The following is a 19,252-nucleotide window of genomic DNA, read 5'->3' on the forward strand; positions in this document are numbered from 1 at the left end:
ATCAGCGGTTGAGCGGCGCCACAAACCGGCTGTCGGCAACGCTGTAAATGCCCGGTTCATCCACATCCATGACCTTGAAGCGCAACGTCTGCGAACTGCTCGCCGGTTTATCCGCGAGCAACGCCACCGACACCGGCACATCAATGATTTCCCCCGGCGCCAGGCTGACCTCGGTCTTGCCGTGCAGCTGGAAACCGTCGGCGTCGACCAGTTCCACCCGGTAATCCTGGCGCTGCTGGGTCTTGTTGATGACCTTGAGGCTGTAGATGTTTTCGATCTGGCCCACGGCGTTCTCGCGGAACAGGCCACGGTCCTTGGTCACGTCCAACGACACCATCGGCCGTTCCACCAGGGCTACCACCAGCGCGGCAATCATCACCAGCAGCACCGCACTGTAGCCGATCAGGCGGGGCCGGAGCAGATGGGTCTTGCCGCCTTGCAGTTGATGTTCGCTGGTGTAGCTGACCAGGCCACGGGCATAACCCATCTTGTCCATGATCGAATCGCAGGCATCGATGCACGCCGCACAGCCGATGCACTCCATTTGCAGGCCGTCGCGGATGTCGATGCCGGTGGGGCAGACCTGCACGCACAGGTGGCAGTCAATGCAATCACCCAGGCCGACATCGGCCGGCCTGACCTCGCGTTTGCGCGGGCCCCGGCTTTCGCCACGGGCGCTGTCGTAGGAAATGGTCAGAGTGTCTTTATCGAACATCACGCTCTGGAATCGCGCGTACGGACACATGTGCATGCACACCGCCTCGCGCAGCCAGCCGGCATTGAGGTAGGTGGCAGCGGTGAAAAACAGCACCCAGAACAGGCTCACGCCGCCTATTTCCAGGGTCAGCAGTTCCTCGGCCAACGGGCGGACAGGCGTGAAGTAACCGACAAAGGTCAGCCCGGTCAGCACGCTGATGCCCAGCCACAAGGTGTGCTTGGCCGAACGCCGCGCCAGTTTGTTCAGGCTCCAGGGCGCCGCTTGCAGCTTGATGCGTTGGTTGCGTTCGCCCTCGGTGACCTTTTCGCACCACATGAACAACCAGGTGAACGAGCTTTGCGGGCAGGTGTAGCCACACCACACACGGCCGGCGAACACCGTTATCGCAAACAGGCCGAAGGCGCAGATGATCAGCAGCGCTGACAGCAGGATGAAATCCTGGGGCCAGAAGGTCGCGCCAAAAATATGGAATTTGCTCTCCGCCAGATCCCACAGCACGGCCTGGCGCCCGCCCCAGTTCAGCCATACGGTGCCGAAAAACGCCAGGAACAGAAAGCCCGCACCCGCCACGCGCAAGGTACGGAACAGGCCGGTGAAGCTGCGGGTATGAATCAGGGTGTCGCTGGATTTGGCCTTCACCTTCTTGGGGTGAATGGGTTCAAAGGTTTCCACGGTTGGGATGCGTTCGCTCATGGTCATTCGCTCATCAGCCTCCATCAGGCGGATGAACTATGGGCCGGCGGCTGTTTGCATAACAGACTCAGCTAAAGCGATAAAAAGCGGATCAGATGGCCTGCGGGCCGGGCCCTGCGACAATCTGCTGCACCCCAGCGCGCCTGGGGTGCAGGTTGATTTCAGTGGTGATGACACGGATCAATCAAATCAGCGAACCAGGTTCGGTGGCCTTCACATGGTTACGCCCGTCCGTCGCGCCTTCGACCGTCAGGGCGTCTGCTTCGGCTTCGGTGATGTAGATGCGCTCGCCCGCGAGTTCTACGTAGGACATGGACTTGTCATCGTCCGTCACTATCTTCACGCGGGTGGCAGGCACGCTTTGCTCCTGGCCACTGTCGTCGAGCTTGAAATAGCACAGGTGGTTTTCAATACGCAGCGTCATGTTGGACTCCTTTTTCATCGGCTATGCACCTTAGGGGAGAGTGGCGAGGCAGGGTTCAAGGCAACTGACTGGCGGTAGGCGCTGTCCATGAATTATCGACTTCTTTGAAGGACAGCTTTCATGGACGCTTGGTGGCATGAAGTGTGGCAAACCCTGCAGGCCGAATTCGCCGATATCGGCGATGCCAGGCAACTGACCCAGGTCACCGTGCGCCTGCTGATCGCCGCCTTGCTGGGCGGCATCTTGGGCTTTGAACGCGAGAGCAAGGGCAAGGCGGCCGGGATACGCACCCATATGCTGGTGGCCTTGGGCGCCGCGCTGTTTGTGATGGTGCCGCAGATGTCGGGCAATCAGGCGGACGCCATGAGCCGCGTGGTGCAAGGCGTGATCGCAGGGATCGGCTTTCTCGGCGCCGGCACCATCATTAAAGGCAAGGATGATGAAGAGGGGCATGTCAAAGGCCTGACCACCGCCGCCGGCCTGTGGATGACCGCTGCGATTGGGGTCTCGACCGGGTTGGGCCGGGAATCGACAGCGGTCCTGAGTACGTTGTTGGCGTTGGCGGTGTTCCGCGTCATGCCAAAAATCGTCAAGCGTTTCGAGAAGGACTGACGATCACCGGGGGCATGGTTGTCGGCGGCTCTTCCACGGGGGGTGGCAGATTTTCCGGGGGCTCTTTTTCGGGAATCGGTTCCGGTTCAGTGGGCGGCAGGGTCGGGTTGTCGATATTCGGGTCAGGGGTTTCAGCCGGGATCGGGATATTCATCGGTGTGGCCTCCTTTGTGCTTTGCTCTACCGGTGGACAACCGCCTGGGGGATTTGATTCCCCGCTCAATGGCGGCACATCCACCTGAACTTTTGACCAAGGCTCAGGCTCGGACCTATGACGGCCTTGCTCAGGGAGAGCACTGCCGTTTCAGAATTCGGATCAAGCAAAGAGCGTCCACAGGGCGTAAGGGGAAGATGCTCGATGACTGCTGACACTCAGGTTCCAGATAATTGCTCACTGCCGCTGTCCCAGGCGCTGTTGCTGCCCAGGATCGCGATCGAAAGCACCATGCCGGTAATTGATGGCGGTGAATTCGCCGTCAAGGCCGTCGTGGGCCAGCGGGTCAACGTGACCAGCAAGGTATTCGCCGACGGCCACGACAAGCTCGCTGTCCTGATCCGCTGGCGGCCGTTGCAGGACGAAAGCTGGCACAGCGTGGTGATGACCGACGTGGGTAACAATGGCTGGGAGGGCGCGTTTACCGTCACCACCCAAGGCCCTCACGAATACTGCATTGAAGCCTGGATCGATACCTTCGCCAGCTTCTGCTATGAGCTGCGCAAGAAGCACGAAGCCGGCGTGCCGGTCAGCCTGGAGTTGCAGGAAGGCCGCAGCCTGGTGCTGCAGGCCGCCGAACGCAGTGACAACGAACTGCGCGACCGCCTGATGTTGCTGCACCACGAACTCTCCGGCCTGCTGGAAACCGAACAGGTCGCGCTGTTCCTGCACGAAGACAGTGCACACCTAATGACCCAGGCTGATCACCGCGCCTATTTGAGCATCAGCACCGTTTACCCGATCGACGTGGAGCGTGAGGCGGCGCAGTTCGCCAGTTGGTACGAACTGTTTCCGCGCTCGATCACCGACGATCCAGCGCGTCACGGCACCTTCAACGATGTGCACGCACGGCTGCCGATGATCCATGACATGGGGTTCGACGTGCTGTACTTCCCGCCGATCCACCCCATCGGCCGCAGCCACCGCAAGGGCAAGAACAACTCGCTGACCGCCGGCCCCGATGATCCGGGCAGCCCGTACGCCATTGGCAGCGAGGAGGGCGGTCACGAGGCCATTCACCCGCAACTGGGCAGTCGCGACGACTTTCGCCGCCTGGTCCAGGCGGCCGCCGACCACGGGCTGGAAATCGCCCTGGACTTTGCCATCCAGTGCTCCCAGGACCACCCGTGGCTCAAGCAGCATCCGGGCTGGTTCAACTGGCGCCCCGACGGGACGATCAAATACGCTGAAAACCCGCCGAAAAAGTACCAGGACATTGTCAACGTCGACTTCTATGCGGCGGATGCGATTCCGGGTCTCTGGACCGAGTTGCGCGACATCGTGGTGGGCTGGGTGGAAGAGGGCGTGAAGACCTTTCGCGTCGACAACCCCCACACCAAGCCGCTGCCGTTCTGGCAATGGCTGATCAGCGATGTGCGCTCAAAGCACCCCGAGGTGATTTTTCTCGCCGAGGCCTTCACCACGCCGGCGATGATGGCGCGGCTGGGCAAGGTCGGTTATTCCCAGAGCTACACCTATTTCACCTGGCGCAATACCAAGGCCGAGTTGAGCGAGTACTTCACCCAGTTGAACCAGACGCCATGGCGCGAGTGCTACCGGCCGAACTTCTTCGTCAACACCCCGGACATCAACCCAGGCTTCCTGCATGAGTCCGGCCGCGCTGGCTTTCTGATCCGCGCCGCGCTGGCGACCATGGGCTCGGGCTTGTGGGGCATGTATTCGGGCTTTGAACTGTGCGAAGCCGCGCCGGTGCCGGGCAAAGAGGAATACCTGGACTCCGAGAAGTACGAGATCCGTGTCCGCGACTTCACCGCCCCCGGCAACATCATCGCCGAGATCGCCCAGCTCAACCGCATCCGCCGACAAAACCCGGCGTTGCAGACACACCTGGGGTTGAAGCTCTACACCGCATGGAACGACAACATCCTGTACTTCGGCAAACGCAGTGAGGAGGGCGACAACTTCATCCTGGTCGCCATCAACCTCGACCCGTTCAATGCCCAGGAAGCGCATTTCGAATTGCCGTTGTGGGAGCTGGGCCTGCCCGATGACGCGCAAACCCAAGGTGAGGACTTGATGAACGGCCATCGCTGGACCTGGTATGGCAAGACCCAGTGGACGCGCCTTGAGCCGCAGATGCCGTTCGGGATCTGGCGCATCACCACCTCCTGAGCCTGGTGAAGATCAACATTTGGGAGGGCGCTTGCCCCCTCCCACATTGACCGAGTTCAGTTTGAAAGAATTTGAGTATTCCAGGAGTTTCCAATGGCGAAGAAACCCAAGGCTGCCAGCTTCATCAAGGACCCGCTCTGGTACAAGGACGCGGTGATCTACCAGGTTCACGTCAAGTCCTTCTTCGACTCCAACAATGACGGCATCGGTGACTTTCCCGGGCTGATCGCCAAGCTCGACTACATTGCCGACCTCGGCGTGAACACCATCTGGCTGCTGCCGTTCTACCCTTCGCCACGGCGCGATGACGGCTACGACATCGCCGAGTACCGTGGCGTGCACAGCGACTACGGCACCCTGGCCGACGCCAGGCGCTTTATCGCCGAGGCCCACAAACGTGGGTTGCGGGTGATCACCGAGCTGGTGATCAACCACACGTCCGACCAGCACCCGTGGTTCCAGCGCGCCCGCAAGGCCAAGCCCGGTTCGGCGGCGCGAGATTTTTATGTGTGGTCCGATGACGACCAGAAATACGACGGCACGCGGATCATCTTCCTCGACACCGAGAAGTCCAACTGGACCTGGGACCCGGTCGCCGGCCAGTACTTCTGGCACCGTTTCTACTCCCACCAGCCGGACCTCAACTTCGACAACCCGCAAGTGATGAAGGCCGTGCTGTCGGTGATGCGTTACTGGCTGGACATGGGCATTGACGGCCTGCGCCTGGACGCCATCCCGTACCTGATCGAGCGCGACGGCACCAATAACGAGAACCTTGCCGAAACCCATGATGTGCTCAAGCAGATCCGCGCCGAAATCGACGCCCATTACCCGGACCGCATGTTGCTGGCCGAAGCCAACCAATGGCCCGAAGACACCCAGCTGTACTTTGGTGACAAAAAGGGCGACGACGGCGACGAATGCCACATGGCTTTCCACTTCCCGCTGATGCCGCGCATGTACATGGCGCTGGCCCAGGAAGACCGCTTTCCGATCACCGATATCTTGCGCCAGACCCCGGAAATCCCCGCCAACTGCCAGTGGGCGATCTTCCTGCGCAATCACGATGAACTGACCCTGGAAATGGTCACCGACAAAGAGCGCGACTACCTGTGGAACTACTACGCCGCTGACCGTCGCGCGCGCATCAACCTGGGCATTCGCCGACGCCTGGCACCGCTGCTGGAACGCGATCGCCGCCGCGTGGAACTGCTCAACAGCCTGCTGCTGTCGATGCCCGGCACGCCGACCCTGTATTACGGCGACGAAATCGGCATGGGCGATAACATCTACCTCGGCGACCGCGACGGTGTGCGCACGCCGATGCAGTGGTCCATCGACCGCAACGGCGGCTTCTCCCGCGCCGACCCGGCCAGCCTGGTGCTGCCGCCGATCATGGACCCGCTGTACGGCTACCAGTCGGTCAACGTCGAAACCCAGACCCAAGACCCGCACTCACTGCTCAACTGGAACCGACGCATGTTGGCGGTGCGCAAGCAATCCAAGGCGTTTGGCCGGGGCAGTCTGAAAATGCTCTCGCCGAGCAATCGCAGAATCCTCGCCTACACCCGTGAATACACCGGGGAAGACGGTCGCACGGAAATCATCCTGTGCGTGGCCAACGTGTCCCGCAGTGCCCAGGCCGCCGAACTGGACCTGTCGGCCTTCGCCGGGATGGTGCCGGTGGAGATGCTCGGCGGCAACGCATTCCCGCCCATCGGCCAGTTGAATTTCCTGCTGACCCTGGCGCCCTATGGCTTCTATTGGTTTGGATTGGCGGCGCAGAACCAGATGCCCAGCTGGCATGTGGAACCGGCTCAAAGCATCCCCGACTTCACTACTCTGGTACTTAAAAAACGCATGGAAGAATTGCTCGAAGACCCTTGCCGCACCACCCTGGAGCAGACTTCCTTGCCGGCCTGGCTGCCCAAGCGGCGCTGGTTCGCGGGCAAGGACACCGCTATCGACAACGTGCACATCGCTTACGGCGTGCGGTTTGGCGACCCTGAGCATCCGGTGTTGCTCAGTGAAATTGACGTTGCCAGCGGCGGCCAGGTCAGTCGCTATCAACTGCCGTTCGGTTTTCTGAGCGAAGACCAGTTCACCAGTGCCTTGCCGCAGCAATTGGCCCTGGCCCGTGTGCGGCGTACGCGGCAGGTAGGATTGGTCACGGATGCCTTCAGCCTGGAGCACTTTATCCGCGCCGTGATCCAGGGCCTGCAGGCCGGTACGGTGCTGAGCTCCAGCGAAGGCGACCTGCGCTTTGAAGCCACGCCCCATCTGGCGCCGTTGCAACTGACCGATGACGCCCAGGTGCGCTATTTGTCGGCCGAGCAGTCCAACAGTTCGGTGGTGGTGGGCGAGTGCCTGGTGCTCAAGCTGATCCGCAAAGTCAGCGCCGGTGTGCACCCGGAGCTGGAAATGAGCGCCTACCTGACCGCCGCCGATTACCCGAACATCTCGCCGCTGCTGGGCTCGATGATTCGCCGCGACGCCGACGGCCAGGACAATCTGCTGATGATTGCCCAGGGTTACCTGAGCAATCAGGGCGACGCCTGGAGCTGGACCCAGAACAACCTGGAACGCGCCATTCGCGACGAACTGGCGCAGGCCATCTCCGAGCAGGACCAGCACTACAACGCCTTGGGCGAATTGGCGGACTTTGCGGGGCTACTCGGCCAGCGCCTGGGGGAAATGCACTTGGTGCTGGGCGCGAAGACCACCAACAAGGACTTCAAGCCAGAGGTCACTACCGCCAAGGACACCCAGGCCTGGGCCAAGGACATCGGCGCGCAGATCGAACGTGCGTTGCAGTTGCTCAAGCTGCATCAAACCCAATTGAACCCTGCGGATCAGGCGTTGGTCAGTGACTTGCTGGCGCAGAAAAAAGCCATCGGCGCCCAGGTCCAGGCGTTGGCGAAAGCCACATTGGGCGGTCTGCGCATTCGGGTCCACGGTGATTTGCATCTGGGCCAGGTGCTGGTGGTGAAGGGCGATGCCTACCTGATCGACTTTGAAGGCGAGCCAGCCAGGCCGCTGCATGAGCGGCGTGGCAAGCACAGCCCGTATAAAGATGTGAGCGGTGTGCTGCGCTCGTTTGATTACGCAGCGGCCATGGCCCTGAATGTGCAAGGGGCGGATCACTCGCCGCAAGCCGATCAGGCCCGCCGGCGTGTGACCGATCGCTACCTGAATGAAGCACGCGAGGCATTTATCCAGGCTTATCAGGCAGCTACGTCTACACTGGCGCATGACTGGCAGGATGCCAAAGGCCAGGACGCCGCGCTGACATTGTTCAGCCTGGAAAAGGCCGCGTACGAAGTGGCTTACGAAGCGGAAAACCGCCCGACCTGGCTACCGGTGCCCCTGCAAGGGCTGCACGGTCTGCTCAGCGGGCTAATACCTCTATCTGACACTGCACGCGGTGGGGAGACGTCATGAATTACACGCATAAAGAACCGCTGCAGCCCAAGTTGACTGCCATGCCGGCGTCCAAGGACGTCGACGCACTGGTGCGCGCCGAGCACCACGACCCGTTCTCGATCCTCGGGCCTCATGAAGACGAGCAGGGCGGGCAATTTATCCGCGCATTCCTGCCCGAAGCCCTGAGCGTCCAGGTGTTGGCGCAAGACAGCGGCGAGCCCATCGGCAGCCTGGACGCGACCCAGGTGCCGGGCCTGTTTGTCGGGCACTTCATCACACGCCAGCCCTACCTGCTGAAAATCCAGTGGGCCGGCGGTGAACAGATCACCGAAGACCCTTACAGTTTCAGCCAATTATTGCTGGGGGAAATGGACCTGTACCTGTTTGCCGAAGGCAACCACCGCGACCTCAGCAGCTGCCTGGGCGCCCAGGTGACCAGCGTCGACGGCGTGCAGGGCGTGCGCTTTGCCGTATGGGCGCCGAATGCGCGGCGGGTGTCGGTGGTGGGCGACTTCAATATCTGGGACGGGCGCCGTCATCCGATGCGCCTGCGCCATCCTTCGGGCGTGTGGGAGTTGTTTATCCCACGTCTGCAACCGGGCGCTGCCTACAAGTACGAGGTCCTCGGCGCCAACGGAATCTTGCCGCTCAAGGCCGACCCCATGGCGCTGGCCACCCAACTGCCGCCGGACACGGCGTCGAAAGTTGCGCCGCCGTTGCAGGTGGACTGGCAAGACCATGAGTGGATGCAGTCGCGCAGCGAGAAGCAGAAACCCACCGCGCCGCTGTCGATCTACGAGCTGCACGTCGGTTCCTGGCAATGCGAGCTGGACGAAGCCGGCGAAGTCGCCCGCCAATATGGCTGGCGTGAACTGGCGGAACGCCTGGTCCCATACGTGCAGCAATTGGGTTTCACCCATATCGAATTGATGCCAATCATGGAGCACCCGTTTGGCGGCTCCTGGGGTTATCAGGCCTTGTCGCAGTTCGCCCCAACTGCGCGCTTTGGTTCGCCGGAAGATTTCGCCTATTTCGTCAACGCCCTGCACCAGGCCGATATCGGCGTGATTCTGGACTGGGTACCGGCGCATTTCCCCACCGATACCCACGGCCTCGCCCAGTTCGACGGCACCGCGCTGTATGAATATGCCAACCCGCTGGAAGGCTTCCACCAGGATTGGGACACGCTGATCTACAACCTGGGCCGCACCGAGGTGCACGGCTTTATGCTGGCCTCGGCCCTGCACTGGCTCAAGCATTTCCATATCGACGGCCTGCGTGTGGATGCGGTGGCGTCGATGCTGTACCGCGACTATTCGCGCAAGGCCGGCGAGTGGGTGCCCAACCGCCACGGCGGCCGCGAGAACCTGGAAGCCATCGACTTCCTGCGTCACCTCAATGACGTGGTGGCCCTGGAAGCCCCCGGCGCCCTGGTGATCGCCGAGGAATCCACCGCCTGGCCCGGCGTAAGCCAGCCCACCCAACAGGGCGGCCTGGGGTTCAACTACAAATGGAACATGGGCTGGATGCACGACTCGCTGCATTACATCCAGCAAGACCCGGTCTACCGCGCCCATCACCACAACGAGCTGAGCTTCGGCCTGGTGTATGCCTGGTCCGAGCGTTTCATCCTGCCGATTTCCCACGATGAAGTGGTACACGGCAAGCATTCGTTGATCGACAAGATGCCCGGCGACCGCTGGCAGAAGTTTGCCAACCTGCGTGCCTACCTGGCGTTCATGTGGATGCATCCCGGCAAGAAACTGTTGTTCATGGGCTGCGAGTTCGGCCAGTGGCGCGAGTGGAACCACGACCAGCAACTGGACTGGTACCTCTTGCAGTACGCAGAGCACAAAGGCGTGCAGAAGCTGGTCGGTGACTTGAACCGTCTGTACCGCGAAGAGCCAGCCCTGCACGAACAGGACGATGCGCCACAAGGCTTCCAATGGCTGATCGGCGATGACGCGATCAACAGCGTCTACGCCTGGCTGCGCTGGAGCAAGGACGGTAAGCCCGTCCTGGTGGTGGCTAACTTCACCCCGGTGCCCCGCGAGGCCTATGCCGTCGGCGTGCCGTTTGCCGGACGCTGGAGCGAAGTGATCAACAGTGATGCGGACATGTATGCCGGTTCCAATTTCGGCAACGGCGGCGAAGTCTTTACTCAGGATGAGCCGCGCCATGGTCAACCGGTGTCACTGTCGCTGAATTTACCGCCGTTGGGCGTGCTGATTCTGAGGCCTGAAGGGGCTTGACCGCTCTGCTGTGCGGGATTCAGTTGTCCGCGGTGCTGGCAGGGTGCCACAATGGCGCCTTTGTCGCGGCAGTCGAATCAGGCGAATTTCATGAATGGCCTTGGGCGTGAGCAGGACCAGGATTGCTTTATAGAGCAGCAGGTGCGGACCGACCGTCTGCACCAGCTGTTCCGGCAGTCATTTGCCGCCATCTTCGGCAGTTACCTGGCGGCGGTCATGCTCTGCTGGCTGTGTTGGGAACGCTTCGATCGCGATGTCATGCTGGTGTGGCTGGCGGTGCTTTCGGTGTCGTCGCTGCTGCGGGTCAAGATGTTCATGGACTGGTTTCGCTGCCCCAACAGTGAGCGCACGCCGGATCGTTGGGAGCGCCGCTACTGGGTTACGTTGATGCTGTCCGCCGGCGTCTGGGGCATCGGTGCGTTAGCGGTGATGCCGCCGGATGACCGGCTGTCCCAGGCACTGGTCATGTTGTTCACCGTGGGCATGTCGGTCAGCGCGGTGTCGTGTTATTCGGCCTATCGCTACATGACGCTGGTGTCCATCGGCCTGGTGTTGCTGCCTTGCACTGTGTGGCTGCTGTTCCAGCCGTCGTCCATGCAGGTGGGGGTCGCCATCGCGGTGCTGGTGTTCGCCACCTTTGTCGCCAGCGCCACGCGTAAATTGTCCGATGCGCTGGAGAAGGCGTTTCGCCTGACCCGGCAAATGGAACGCGCCCACAGCATTTCCGCGCGCGCCGCACAAACCGACGAACTGACCGGGCTGATGAACCGCCGCGCGTTTTTCGAACATGCCCACCTGCTCTACGCGCAGTGCCGACACAACCAGCAGCCGCTGTGCGCGCTGATGATGGACATGGACCACTTCAAGCACATCAATGACACCTACGGCCACCAGGCCGGCGATCAGGTGTTGCGCCAGATTGGCGGCGTGATCAGTGCCTCATTCCGTAAATCTGATGTGTATGGCCGCCTGGGCGGCGAGGAGTTTGCGGTGTTGCTGCCCAATACCTCGCTGGAAGCCGCGCAGGCCATTGCCGAGCAGTTGGTCGAGTCGATTTCCGGGCTGGCGGTCGAGCCGGTCAAGGGGCTTTCGGCAAGCCTGGGCGTGGCCTCGACCCAAGCCCAGGATGAGGACCTGCATGGCCTGATGAACACCGCCGACAAAGCGCTGTACCGGGCCAAGGCGCTGGGCCGCAATCAGGTGGCCGTGGCGCAGTAGGGTGGCGTTCAGTCCTTGAGCATCGCCTTGACCAGCACCCGCGACACCTGCTCGGCCGAGTAAGGCTTGGGCAGGAATTCGAAGCCTTCGTAGCCGCAGTCTGCCAACTCGTCGCTGTAGCCCGAGGTCAACACCACTGGCAGGTCTGCCCGGCGCTGGCGCAGCAATTTGGCCATGACGACGCCCGTGATACCGGGCATGACCACGTCGGAGAAAATCACATCGAAGGCCATTGCATCCTGGCCGGCCAAGGTCAGGGCTTGCTCGGCATCGGTCGCCCAGGTGGTCTGGTAGCCCAGGTCTTGAAGGATCTGGCTGGCAAAGCGCCCGACTTCCAGGTTGTCCTCCACGATCAGCACCCGGCACTCGGTGGTGTCGTGGGGCGCGGCGAGCGTTTCCTGAGGGCTGGGCGGTTGCGATGCCTGGGCTTCGACCTGGGGCAGGTACAGGGTGAATACGCTGCCTTGGCCGGGCGTGCTGGACACATCGATATTGCCCCCCGACTGCTTGGCAAACCCGAAGACCTGGGACAGGCCCAGGCCAGTGCCCTTGCCGACTGCCTTGGTGGTGAAGAACGGTTCGAAAATCCGCTCCACGGCGTCGGCCTCGATACCCGGCCCGGTATCGGCGATGGCGATGGCGATGTAGGGCTGGCGTGATCCCGCGTCGCCACGGATGCGTGGCAGCGCCTGTCGGCCGGCGACCCGCAGGCTCAGCGTGCCCTGGCCGCCCATGGCGTCCCGTGCATTGAGGGCGATGTTGATCAGGGAGGTTTCGAATTGGCTGGCGTCGATACGTGCGAAACAGGCCAAGGGCGGCAACTCGACCTGCACCTGAATGCGTGCGCCGGTGACGCTTTCGAGCATCTCGCCAATGTTCTGGACCCGCTGGCCCACGTCGAAGACTTCCGGGTTGAGCGGTTGGCGGCGGGCAAAGGCGAGCAACTGGCTGGTCAGCTTGCTGGCGCGCTCCACGGTATCCGACACCGCGCCCATGTAGCGCTGGCGCCGCTCTTCCGACAGGCCTGGCTGCCGCAGAAAATCCACCGACGAGCGAATGATCGTCAGCAGGTTGTTGAAGTCATGGGCGACGCCGCCGGTCAATTGGCCGATGGCTTCGAGTTTCTGGGATTGGCGCAGCGCAGCTTCGGCCTGGGCCAGCGCCTGGGTGCGTTCTTCCACCCGTTGTTCCAGGTAGGTGTTCAACTCTGCATACGCTGCCAGGCCTTCACGCACATCGGCATCAGCGCGCACGCGCTCGATATGCGCCCAGGAACGTTCGGTGACTTCGCGCAGCAAGGCCAGGTCGTAGGGTGACCAGGCCCGTGCGGATTTGTCGTGGACGGCCATCAAGGCAGTCAGGCGGCCGTTCTTGATCAGCGGCATGCAGATGGTGGCGGTTACCCCCAGCGCCTGGAAGGCCGCAGATTCTTCCGGCGGCAGCTCGCGCAGGTTGTCGTAGATCACCAGGGGCTCGCCGCCCCGCAGGCAGTTGACGGCCTTCTCGCCGAACCCCGCCAGGCTGTAGCGGCCGATGATGCTCGGCGAGCCGGGCGCGGTCCAATTGTCGCGGATGGTAAAGCCGTCTTCATCGGCGTCCATGTCGGCGTAGGCGCAATTGCTCACTTGCAGGTGTTCGGCGAGCAACTGTGTGGTGTGGGTCAGGATGGCTTGGGCATCAGTCGCATTGACCACCGCATGGCCGATGGCATCCAGCACCGCCAGGCGCCGGGCGAGGAATACGGTGGGCGTGGTTTCGGTCACGGTGTCGAGCAGGCCGACCACGCGGCCCTGGGAGTCGCGGATCGGGCTGTAGCAGAAGGTGAAATACGCCTGTTCGCGCGCCTGGCCGCGTTCGATCACCAACGGGAAATTTTCAATATAAGTCGCGTGCCCCTGGAACGCCGCGTCGGCGATGGGGCTGATGTCGGACCACGCCTCGCGCCAGATGTCACTGAACGGGCGGCCCAAGGCATAGGGCTTATTGCCCAGGATCGGAACAAACGCGTCGTTGTAGATCGTGATGAGATGCGGGCCCCAGACAATGGCCTGGGGAAAGCTCGACGCGAAACACAGCGCAACGGTGGTTTTCAAAACGTCCGGCCATTGCTCCAAGGGACCGAGCGGCGTGTTGGCCCAATCATGCTGACGTACCCGTTCAGCCATGTCGCTGCTGCTTTGCAGCCAATTCATCATTGGGGAAACACCTTGTAATCCAGAGTCTTCAGCGCGCCTTTCAGTGTGTGGCGCAAAGCTTCAGACCCGCTTGGACGCTGCCAGTTCAGCATAATTATCCAATAGATGGCAATTTGATGCTCTATTCATTTGAGTAGAGTTGAGCCGCTGGGGTTGGGCAATTGCCCACCCCTTATTGCGTGCCGAACAAACCGGTCCAGTAGATGCCCGCATCACTCTTCGGGTCCATGGCGTAGGCCGCGCCCAGTTCGCGAAATTGCGGGTTCATCAGGTTGGCACAATGGCCGGGGCTGGCGAGCCAGCCGTCGACCACCTTGCGCGGGGTATCGAGGCCGGCGGCGATGTTTTCGCCGATGTTCTTCGCGATGTACCCGGCCAGTTCGGCGCGATCGCCCGGCGTGCGGCCGTCGTGGTCCAGATGGTCGAAGAAATTGCCGTTGGCCATGTTACGTGTGTGGCTGTTGGCGGCGCTGGCGAGGGTGTCATTCCACGACAGCGGGGTGGTCGCGGTAAACGCCTGGGTGCCGCATTGGCGCGGCTGAGTGCGGGCGGCGTTGATCAGGTCGAGCAGTTTGCGGCCTTCGGTCTGCCAATCCCCCAGGCCGCTGGACAGCAATGGGCGGGCCAGCACGATGCGCCAGTCCTGGCCGCTGTTGCTCACGCCGATGTCGATAAATTGCGGGTCCAGGACCACCCGGCAGAAACTCTCGCGCACCGCCTTCATGGCAGCCTGGGCATCCTTGGGACCGGACAGGCTGATGGCCTGCACATTCACCATCGGGTACGCGGCCCGGGCCAGGGCCTGCTGCAGGTCGCCGACGTTAGTGGCCGGCAGCACCAGCCGGGTGTCGCTGGCCAGCGGTGGCAGTTCCTGGGAACCCTGGTCGCCGCAGCGCTGGACCTGGCTGCGGTACTCGTTGATCTGTTGCACCAGCTGACTTTCTTCATTCGCCATCGCGCTGGCGCAGAACACCGAACTGGCGGCCAGCGTCGTAAGACCCATCATCAATGACAGAACGCGCATGGACGTTACCCTTGAGCTTGAAAGCGCCCATGATGCGCGATGTAACCCGGTCTGGCGCAACGCCTTTTTTGTTTTTTTGCCTCAACGGAGGTTATGAAGGCCATTCACGGCGCGGTTGCGGCCCCATGCCATCACGGCGGCAAGAAGGATCAGACCGGACGCTGCGCCGAAGGTAGCGTGCAGGCCATTTGCCACGGACTGCGCGGTGGCGTGGGTCACATCCGGGGTTGCCCACGCGAACACCGCGCCGAGTGCCGAAGCACCGACAATCAGGCCGAGGTTGCGCGACAGGTTCAACAGGCCCGAGACAGTACCGCGCCGCGTCGCCTCGACATCGCGCATCACCGCGGTGGTGTTCGCCGCCTGGAACAGGCTGTAGCCCGCAGTCAACACAATCAGCGCGCCCAGGTAGCTGAGCAACCCTGAAGCCACCGTCAGCCACAGCGCGCCGCACAGCAGAATGCCGAGCCCGCCGCGGGTCATGCGTTGGCTGCCCAGGCGGTCGGTCAGGCGTCCCGCCGGTATGCCGGTGACAGCCGCGACGCATGGCCCGACGGCCATGGTCAGGCCCATCCAGGCGGGGTCAAGCCCCAAGCCACGAGACAGGTAAAACGGCCCGACGACGAAAGTGGCCATGATGACCGCCGCCACCAGCGCACTCATCGCCAGGCCTGTGCGCAATGGCGGATCCTTTAATAGCGCCCAGAACCGGTGGCCGCTGGAGGCTGGCGCAGGGTGTCGATCCACCGGCAGAAAGCGCCAGGCAAGGGCAGCCGCCAGCAGTCCGAGCGGTGCGCCCACCAGAAACAATGCCCGCCAGCCCGACAGGCTTAGCAGCACTCCGCCGACGCTGGGGCCCATGGCGGTGCCCACGGCCGACATCGTGCCGAGCAAACCCATCACCCGGCCGGTGCGTTCCTTGGTCACGGTATCGCCGACCATGCCCAGGGCCATGGCCATCATGACCGCCGCGCCAAGCCCTTGCAGGATGCGTGCAGCAATCAGCATGTCGAGCGTGGCCGCCGCGCCGCACAGCCCGCAGGCCAGACTGAACAGCAGCAAGCCGCCGAGCAGCAGCCGACGCCGTCCCAGGCGATCACCCAGGCGGCCGGCGCTGACAATCACCGCCGTGATCGCCAGCAGATACGCCAGCACCACCCACTGCACGGCGTGAAACGACGCGTCGAACGCCTGCGCCAGGCTGGGCAGGCCGACATTGGCGATGCTGGTGCCCAGTGACGCCAGCAGCATGGACAGCGACAGGCTGATGAGGCTGCCGCGTGGGGAAGGGGACATGGGCAATTCCTTGAGTGAAAGCAACTGTCACAACTCTACGGCGTCGCCTAATATGGCGGAAGACGCAGGTTATGCAGCAAATACCTGCACTCAACGCCTGATGAGGAGCGCTGATGCCTGATCTGAATCTGCTGGTCACCCTGGATGTGCTGCTCGCCGAAGGCAGCGTTGCCGGCGCGGCCAAGCGCCTGGGGTTGAGCCCTTCGGCCATGAGTCGCGCCTTGGCACGCCTGCGTGAAACCACTGGCGACCCGCTGCTGGTGCGCGCCGGTCGCGGCCTGGTGCCCACGCCCCGTGCTGTGGCGTTGCGCGAACAGGTCAGCCGCCTGGTGCAGGACGCCCAGACGGTGCTGCGTCCCGCGCAGGCTGTGGACATGGCCGTGGTGGCGCGCACGTTCACCTTGCGCACCAGCGAAGAATTCGTCGAAAGCTTTGGTCCGGCGCTCCTGGCGCGTATCGCCCGAGAGGCCCCCGGCGTGCGCCTGCGTTTCGTCAACAAGACCGACAAAGACAGCACGCTGCTGCGCGACGGTAGCGTCGATCTGGAAACCGGCGTGGTCGATCCCACCGCCAGCCCCGAGGTGCTGACCCAGGCGCTGTTCCGCGACCGCCTGGTTGGCGTGGTGCGCAGCGGTCACCCCTTGAGCCAGGGCGACATCAGCGCTGCGCGGTTTGCCGAGGGCGAGCACGTCTACGTCTCGCGGCGTGGGCAGGCGCGTGGGCAGATCGACGATGCGCTTGAAAGCCTGGGCTTTACGCGGCAGATCACCAGCATCGTCGCCGGGTTCTCCACCGCCATTGCCCTGGCGCGCGACACTGACCTGATCGCCAGCGTGCCGCAGCGCTACGTCGCCAACCGTCGCGACGTGTTCTGTTTTGCCCTGCCGCTGAGGTTGCCGACCTTTACCGTGGCGATGCTCTGGCACCCACGGCTGGACGCCGACCTGGCCCACCGCTGGCTGCGCGGGTGTCTACGCGAGGTGTGCGGGCAATAAACCGTGCGCAACAGGTACAATCGCCGCTGCCTAGACGCGAAACCCCAGGAATTTGCATGTTCAGCCTTACCCGTTACACCTCGCCATGCCCCGAGCCCATCAATGGCCAGATCCTGCAGATGGTGGTGGACAACCTCACCGATATCAGCAGCATTGCGCTGCCGCCGAGCAACCTGCTGTACAACATCTACCAGTACGCGATTGGCTTTGAGGTGCACCTGTACCTGGAGGCGCTGAATGGCGAGAAGGGCATTGCCGTCGAACTGATCGTCGCCACCGATGCCCAGGACGCGCAGAAGGTCATCGGCTTTTTACTGTGCCTGCCGGTGAAGGATGATCCCGACGCCTGTGGTGTTGCCTTTATGGCGGTGCAAGCCGGCATGCGCCGCCAGGGTGTGGCGCGGGGCATGATGCAGGACGTGCTGACACGCTATCCCCATGCGGAGCTGGGGTGTGCGGTGGAAAAGGTGCCGGTGTTCGAGGCCCTGGGCTTGCAGGTACGCGGCGCACGCGGCACCCAGGTGCTGATGAACACGCGGGACTACGGCACCGATGGCTTGATGGGCGTGCTGGATGTGGCCGCGATCTACAACTCCCTGGAAGTGCGGCAGATCCACACGTATTTGCTGCAAAAACACGGCAAGCGCGCGATGGTCGACGCGGAGAAGCAGCGGGATCGGCATCTGGATCAATTGACGCGCAAAGCCCGGTTGTTCGTGCAAGCGCGTGACTGAAACACCCATCAGCCCCCGGCGATCAGAAGCGATCCAGTCGATACAGCCCAGGCGCCGGTAAACCTGTTTGCTCGGGCGTTTGCGACACCCGTTGACCGACCATCTGTGCTGTCACCGCCGCCTGGGTCAAACCCAGATGCTGGTGCCCGAACGCGAGCAGCACTTTGCCGTCGCACACCCGGTCAATGATCGGCAGTGAATCCGGCAGTGACGGTCGAAACCCCATCCATGGCGTGGCGTCCTGTGCATTCAGCTCATCGCGGAACAACCCCTTGCTCAACCGATGCAGTTGCCAGGCGCGTTGCATGTTGGCCGGGCGTTCGAGCCCGGCGAATTCCACGGTGCCGGCCAGGCGCAGGCCGCCTGCCATGGGCGTCATGATGAATTTGCGTTCCAGCGAGGTCACGGCGAACGGCAGGCGTTGCTGCTCGTGAGGCAGCATCAGGTGATAACCACGCTCGGTGTCCAATGGGACTTTTTTACCGGTCAGCGCGGTGGTGAGCGTGGCTGAATGGGCACCGCAGGCAATCAGGACCTGGTCCGCGCAGAAGGCGCCTTGATCGGTGACCAGCTCGACGCCATCGTCGACAACCCGCGCATCCAGCACCTGGCGCTTGAGGAACTGCACCCCGCTGGCCCTGGCGGCATCCACCAATTCACAAAGAACCTCGTACGGGTCGAGAAAGTGCCCGGTACCCGGAAAAAACAACCCGCCCTGGACCTGCTCGCTCAATTGCGGGGCAGCCTTGCGGATGGCCTCCGCCGACCAGAACGCCACCGGCACGTTTTGCTGCTCCATGCGCCGGTGCAGGCGATCGAGCGCCTCACGCGATTGCGCCCGCTCATACACCAGCAGCGAGCCATCCTCGCGCAACAGCCCAGGCCGATCGATGCTGGCCAGCAAACGCTGCCAGGCGCCGAGGCTGCGCTCATTCAACGCACGAATGCCGGCCACGGTTCTCTGATAACGGGCGGGTCGCAGGTTCAGCAACAGCCGGACAAACCAGGGCAGGGCGCGAGGCAGGTATTTCCAGTCCAGGCGCAGCGGCCCCATGGGATCCATCAGCATCGCAGGCAAGCGCTTGAGGATCGACACATCGGCGATGGGGAACACCTGTTCGGTCGCCAGGTGCCCGGCGTTGCCATAAGACGCACCCATGCCAGGTTTCTGGCCGTCGAGCACCACCACGCGCCGCCCTTGGCGCGCCAGTTGCAGGGCACAGGTGACGCCAATAATGCCGGCGCCGACCACCACGAAATCTTCAGCCATGGCTTATGCCTCTCTCTGGCCATCGAGTAGGCCGCCGTGAACAGCCCTGCG

The 19,252-nt window shown here is 62.7% G+C and carries 14 protein-coding genes; 7 read left to right on the forward strand and 7 right to left on the reverse strand.

Annotated elements, in window-relative coordinates:
- Position 1 precedes the first annotated feature (1 nt).
- Positions 2 to 1,411 (reverse strand): cytochrome c oxidase accessory protein CcoG, encoded by a 1,410-nt coding sequence (gene ccoG / locus DNK50_RS16115; RefSeq protein ID WP_112196951.1) that lies wholly within the window; start codon positions 1,409 to 1,411, stop codon positions 2 to 4.
- Between the two features lie 184 nt (positions 1,412 to 1,595).
- Positions 1,596 to 1,835 carry a DUF3203 family protein gene (locus DNK50_RS16120; RefSeq protein WP_112195100.1) on the reverse strand — a complete coding sequence of 80 codons (240 nt, stop codon included), beginning with the start codon at positions 1,833 to 1,835 and terminating at the stop codon, positions 1,596 to 1,598.
- A 120-nt stretch (positions 1,836 to 1,955) separates the two neighbouring features.
- On the opposite strand from DNK50_RS16120, the gene DNK50_RS16125 reads away from it, so the two are divergent.
- Positions 1,956 to 2,447: an MgtC/SapB family protein gene (locus tag DNK50_RS16125; RefSeq protein ID WP_112195102.1), complete on the forward strand. Its 492-nt coding sequence runs from the start codon at positions 1,956 to 1,958 to the stop codon at positions 2,445 to 2,447.
- Here the strand turns inward: DNK50_RS16125 and DNK50_RS28945 are convergent.
- The gene (locus DNK50_RS28945) at positions 2,425 to 2,601 is read right to left on the reverse strand and encodes a hypothetical protein (RefSeq protein WP_177411535.1); all 177 of its coding nucleotides are present in this window, start codon (positions 2,599 to 2,601) and stop codon (positions 2,425 to 2,427) included. The two genes, DNK50_RS16125 and DNK50_RS28945, sit on opposite strands and share 23 nt — an antisense overlap.
- Positions 2,602 to 2,805: 204 nt before the next feature.
- Here DNK50_RS28945 and DNK50_RS16130 point away from each other — a divergent pair, with 204 nt between their 5' ends.
- The 4 genes from DNK50_RS16130 to DNK50_RS16145 all read left to right on the forward strand — a co-directional run bounded on the left by DNK50_RS16130 (position 2,806) and on the right by DNK50_RS16145 (position 11,687).
- Positions 2,806 to 4,794 carry an alpha-1,4-glucan--maltose-1-phosphate maltosyltransferase gene (locus DNK50_RS16130; RefSeq protein WP_112195104.1) on the forward strand — a complete coding sequence of 663 codons (1,989 nt, stop codon included), beginning with the start codon at positions 2,806 to 2,808 and terminating at the stop codon, positions 4,792 to 4,794.
- A 93-nt stretch (positions 4,795 to 4,887) separates the two neighbouring features.
- On the forward strand, positions 4,888 to 8,235 hold the full coding sequence (gene treS, locus DNK50_RS16135) for a maltose alpha-D-glucosyltransferase (RefSeq protein ID WP_112195106.1): 3,348 nt from the start codon (positions 4,888 to 4,890) through the stop codon (positions 8,233 to 8,235).
- Entirely contained in the window at positions 8,232 to 10,469 is a 2,238-nt protein-coding gene (gene glgB / locus DNK50_RS16140; RefSeq protein ID WP_112195108.1) for a 1,4-alpha-glucan branching protein GlgB, read from the forward strand. The genes treS and glgB overlap by 4 nt, the downstream gene beginning before the upstream one ends.
- Positions 10,470 to 10,520: 51 nt before the next feature.
- Positions 10,521 to 11,687: a diguanylate cyclase gene (locus DNK50_RS16145; RefSeq protein WP_099585170.1), complete on the forward strand. Its 1,167-nt coding sequence runs from the start codon at positions 10,521 to 10,523 to the stop codon at positions 11,685 to 11,687.
- 8 nt (positions 11,688 to 11,695) lie between these two features.
- On the opposite strand, the gene DNK50_RS16150 is transcribed toward DNK50_RS16145, so the two are convergent.
- The 3 genes from DNK50_RS16150 to DNK50_RS16160 form a co-directional block, all read right to left on the reverse strand.
- Complete coding sequence (locus DNK50_RS16150; protein WP_099585169.1) at positions 11,696 to 13,882, reverse strand: GAF domain-containing protein; 2,187 nt, start codon at positions 13,880 to 13,882, stop codon at positions 11,696 to 11,698.
- A 172-nt stretch (positions 13,883 to 14,054) separates the two neighbouring features.
- The gene (locus tag DNK50_RS16155; protein ID WP_112195110.1) at positions 14,055 to 14,906 is read right to left on the reverse strand and encodes a CAP domain-containing protein; all 852 of its coding nucleotides are present in this window, start codon (positions 14,904 to 14,906) and stop codon (positions 14,055 to 14,057) included.
- 81 nt (positions 14,907 to 14,987) lie between these two features.
- Positions 14,988 to 16,202, reverse strand: a complete 1,215-nt coding sequence (locus tag DNK50_RS16160) for an MFS transporter (RefSeq protein ID WP_112195112.1) — start codon at positions 16,200 to 16,202, stop codon at positions 14,988 to 14,990.
- Positions 16,203 to 16,315: 113 nt separating this feature from the next.
- Here DNK50_RS16160 and DNK50_RS16165 point away from each other — a divergent pair, with 113 nt between their 5' ends.
- Both DNK50_RS16165 and DNK50_RS16170 read left to right on the forward strand, forming a co-directional pair.
- The gene (locus DNK50_RS16165) at positions 16,316 to 17,197 is read left to right on the forward strand and encodes a LysR family transcriptional regulator (RefSeq protein WP_112195114.1); all 882 of its coding nucleotides are present in this window, start codon (positions 16,316 to 16,318) and stop codon (positions 17,195 to 17,197) included.
- Between the two features lie 56 nt (positions 17,198 to 17,253).
- Entirely contained in the window at positions 17,254 to 17,931 is a 678-nt protein-coding gene (locus tag DNK50_RS16170) for a GNAT family N-acetyltransferase (RefSeq protein ID WP_112195116.1), read from the forward strand.
- A 22-nt stretch (positions 17,932 to 17,953) separates the two neighbouring features.
- Here the strand turns inward: DNK50_RS16170 and DNK50_RS16175 are convergent, their stop codons facing one another.
- On the reverse strand, positions 17,954 to 19,201 hold the full coding sequence (locus tag DNK50_RS16175; RefSeq protein WP_112195118.1) for an FAD-binding oxidoreductase: 1,248 nt from the start codon (positions 19,199 to 19,201) through the stop codon (positions 17,954 to 17,956).
- Positions 19,202 to 19,252 lie beyond the last annotated feature (51 nt).

It is taken from the genome of Pseudomonas sp. LG1E9 (assembly GCF_003290225.1).
Classification (GTDB): Bacteria; Pseudomonadota; Gammaproteobacteria; order Pseudomonadales; family Pseudomonadaceae; genus Aquipseudomonas; species Aquipseudomonas cyclaminis.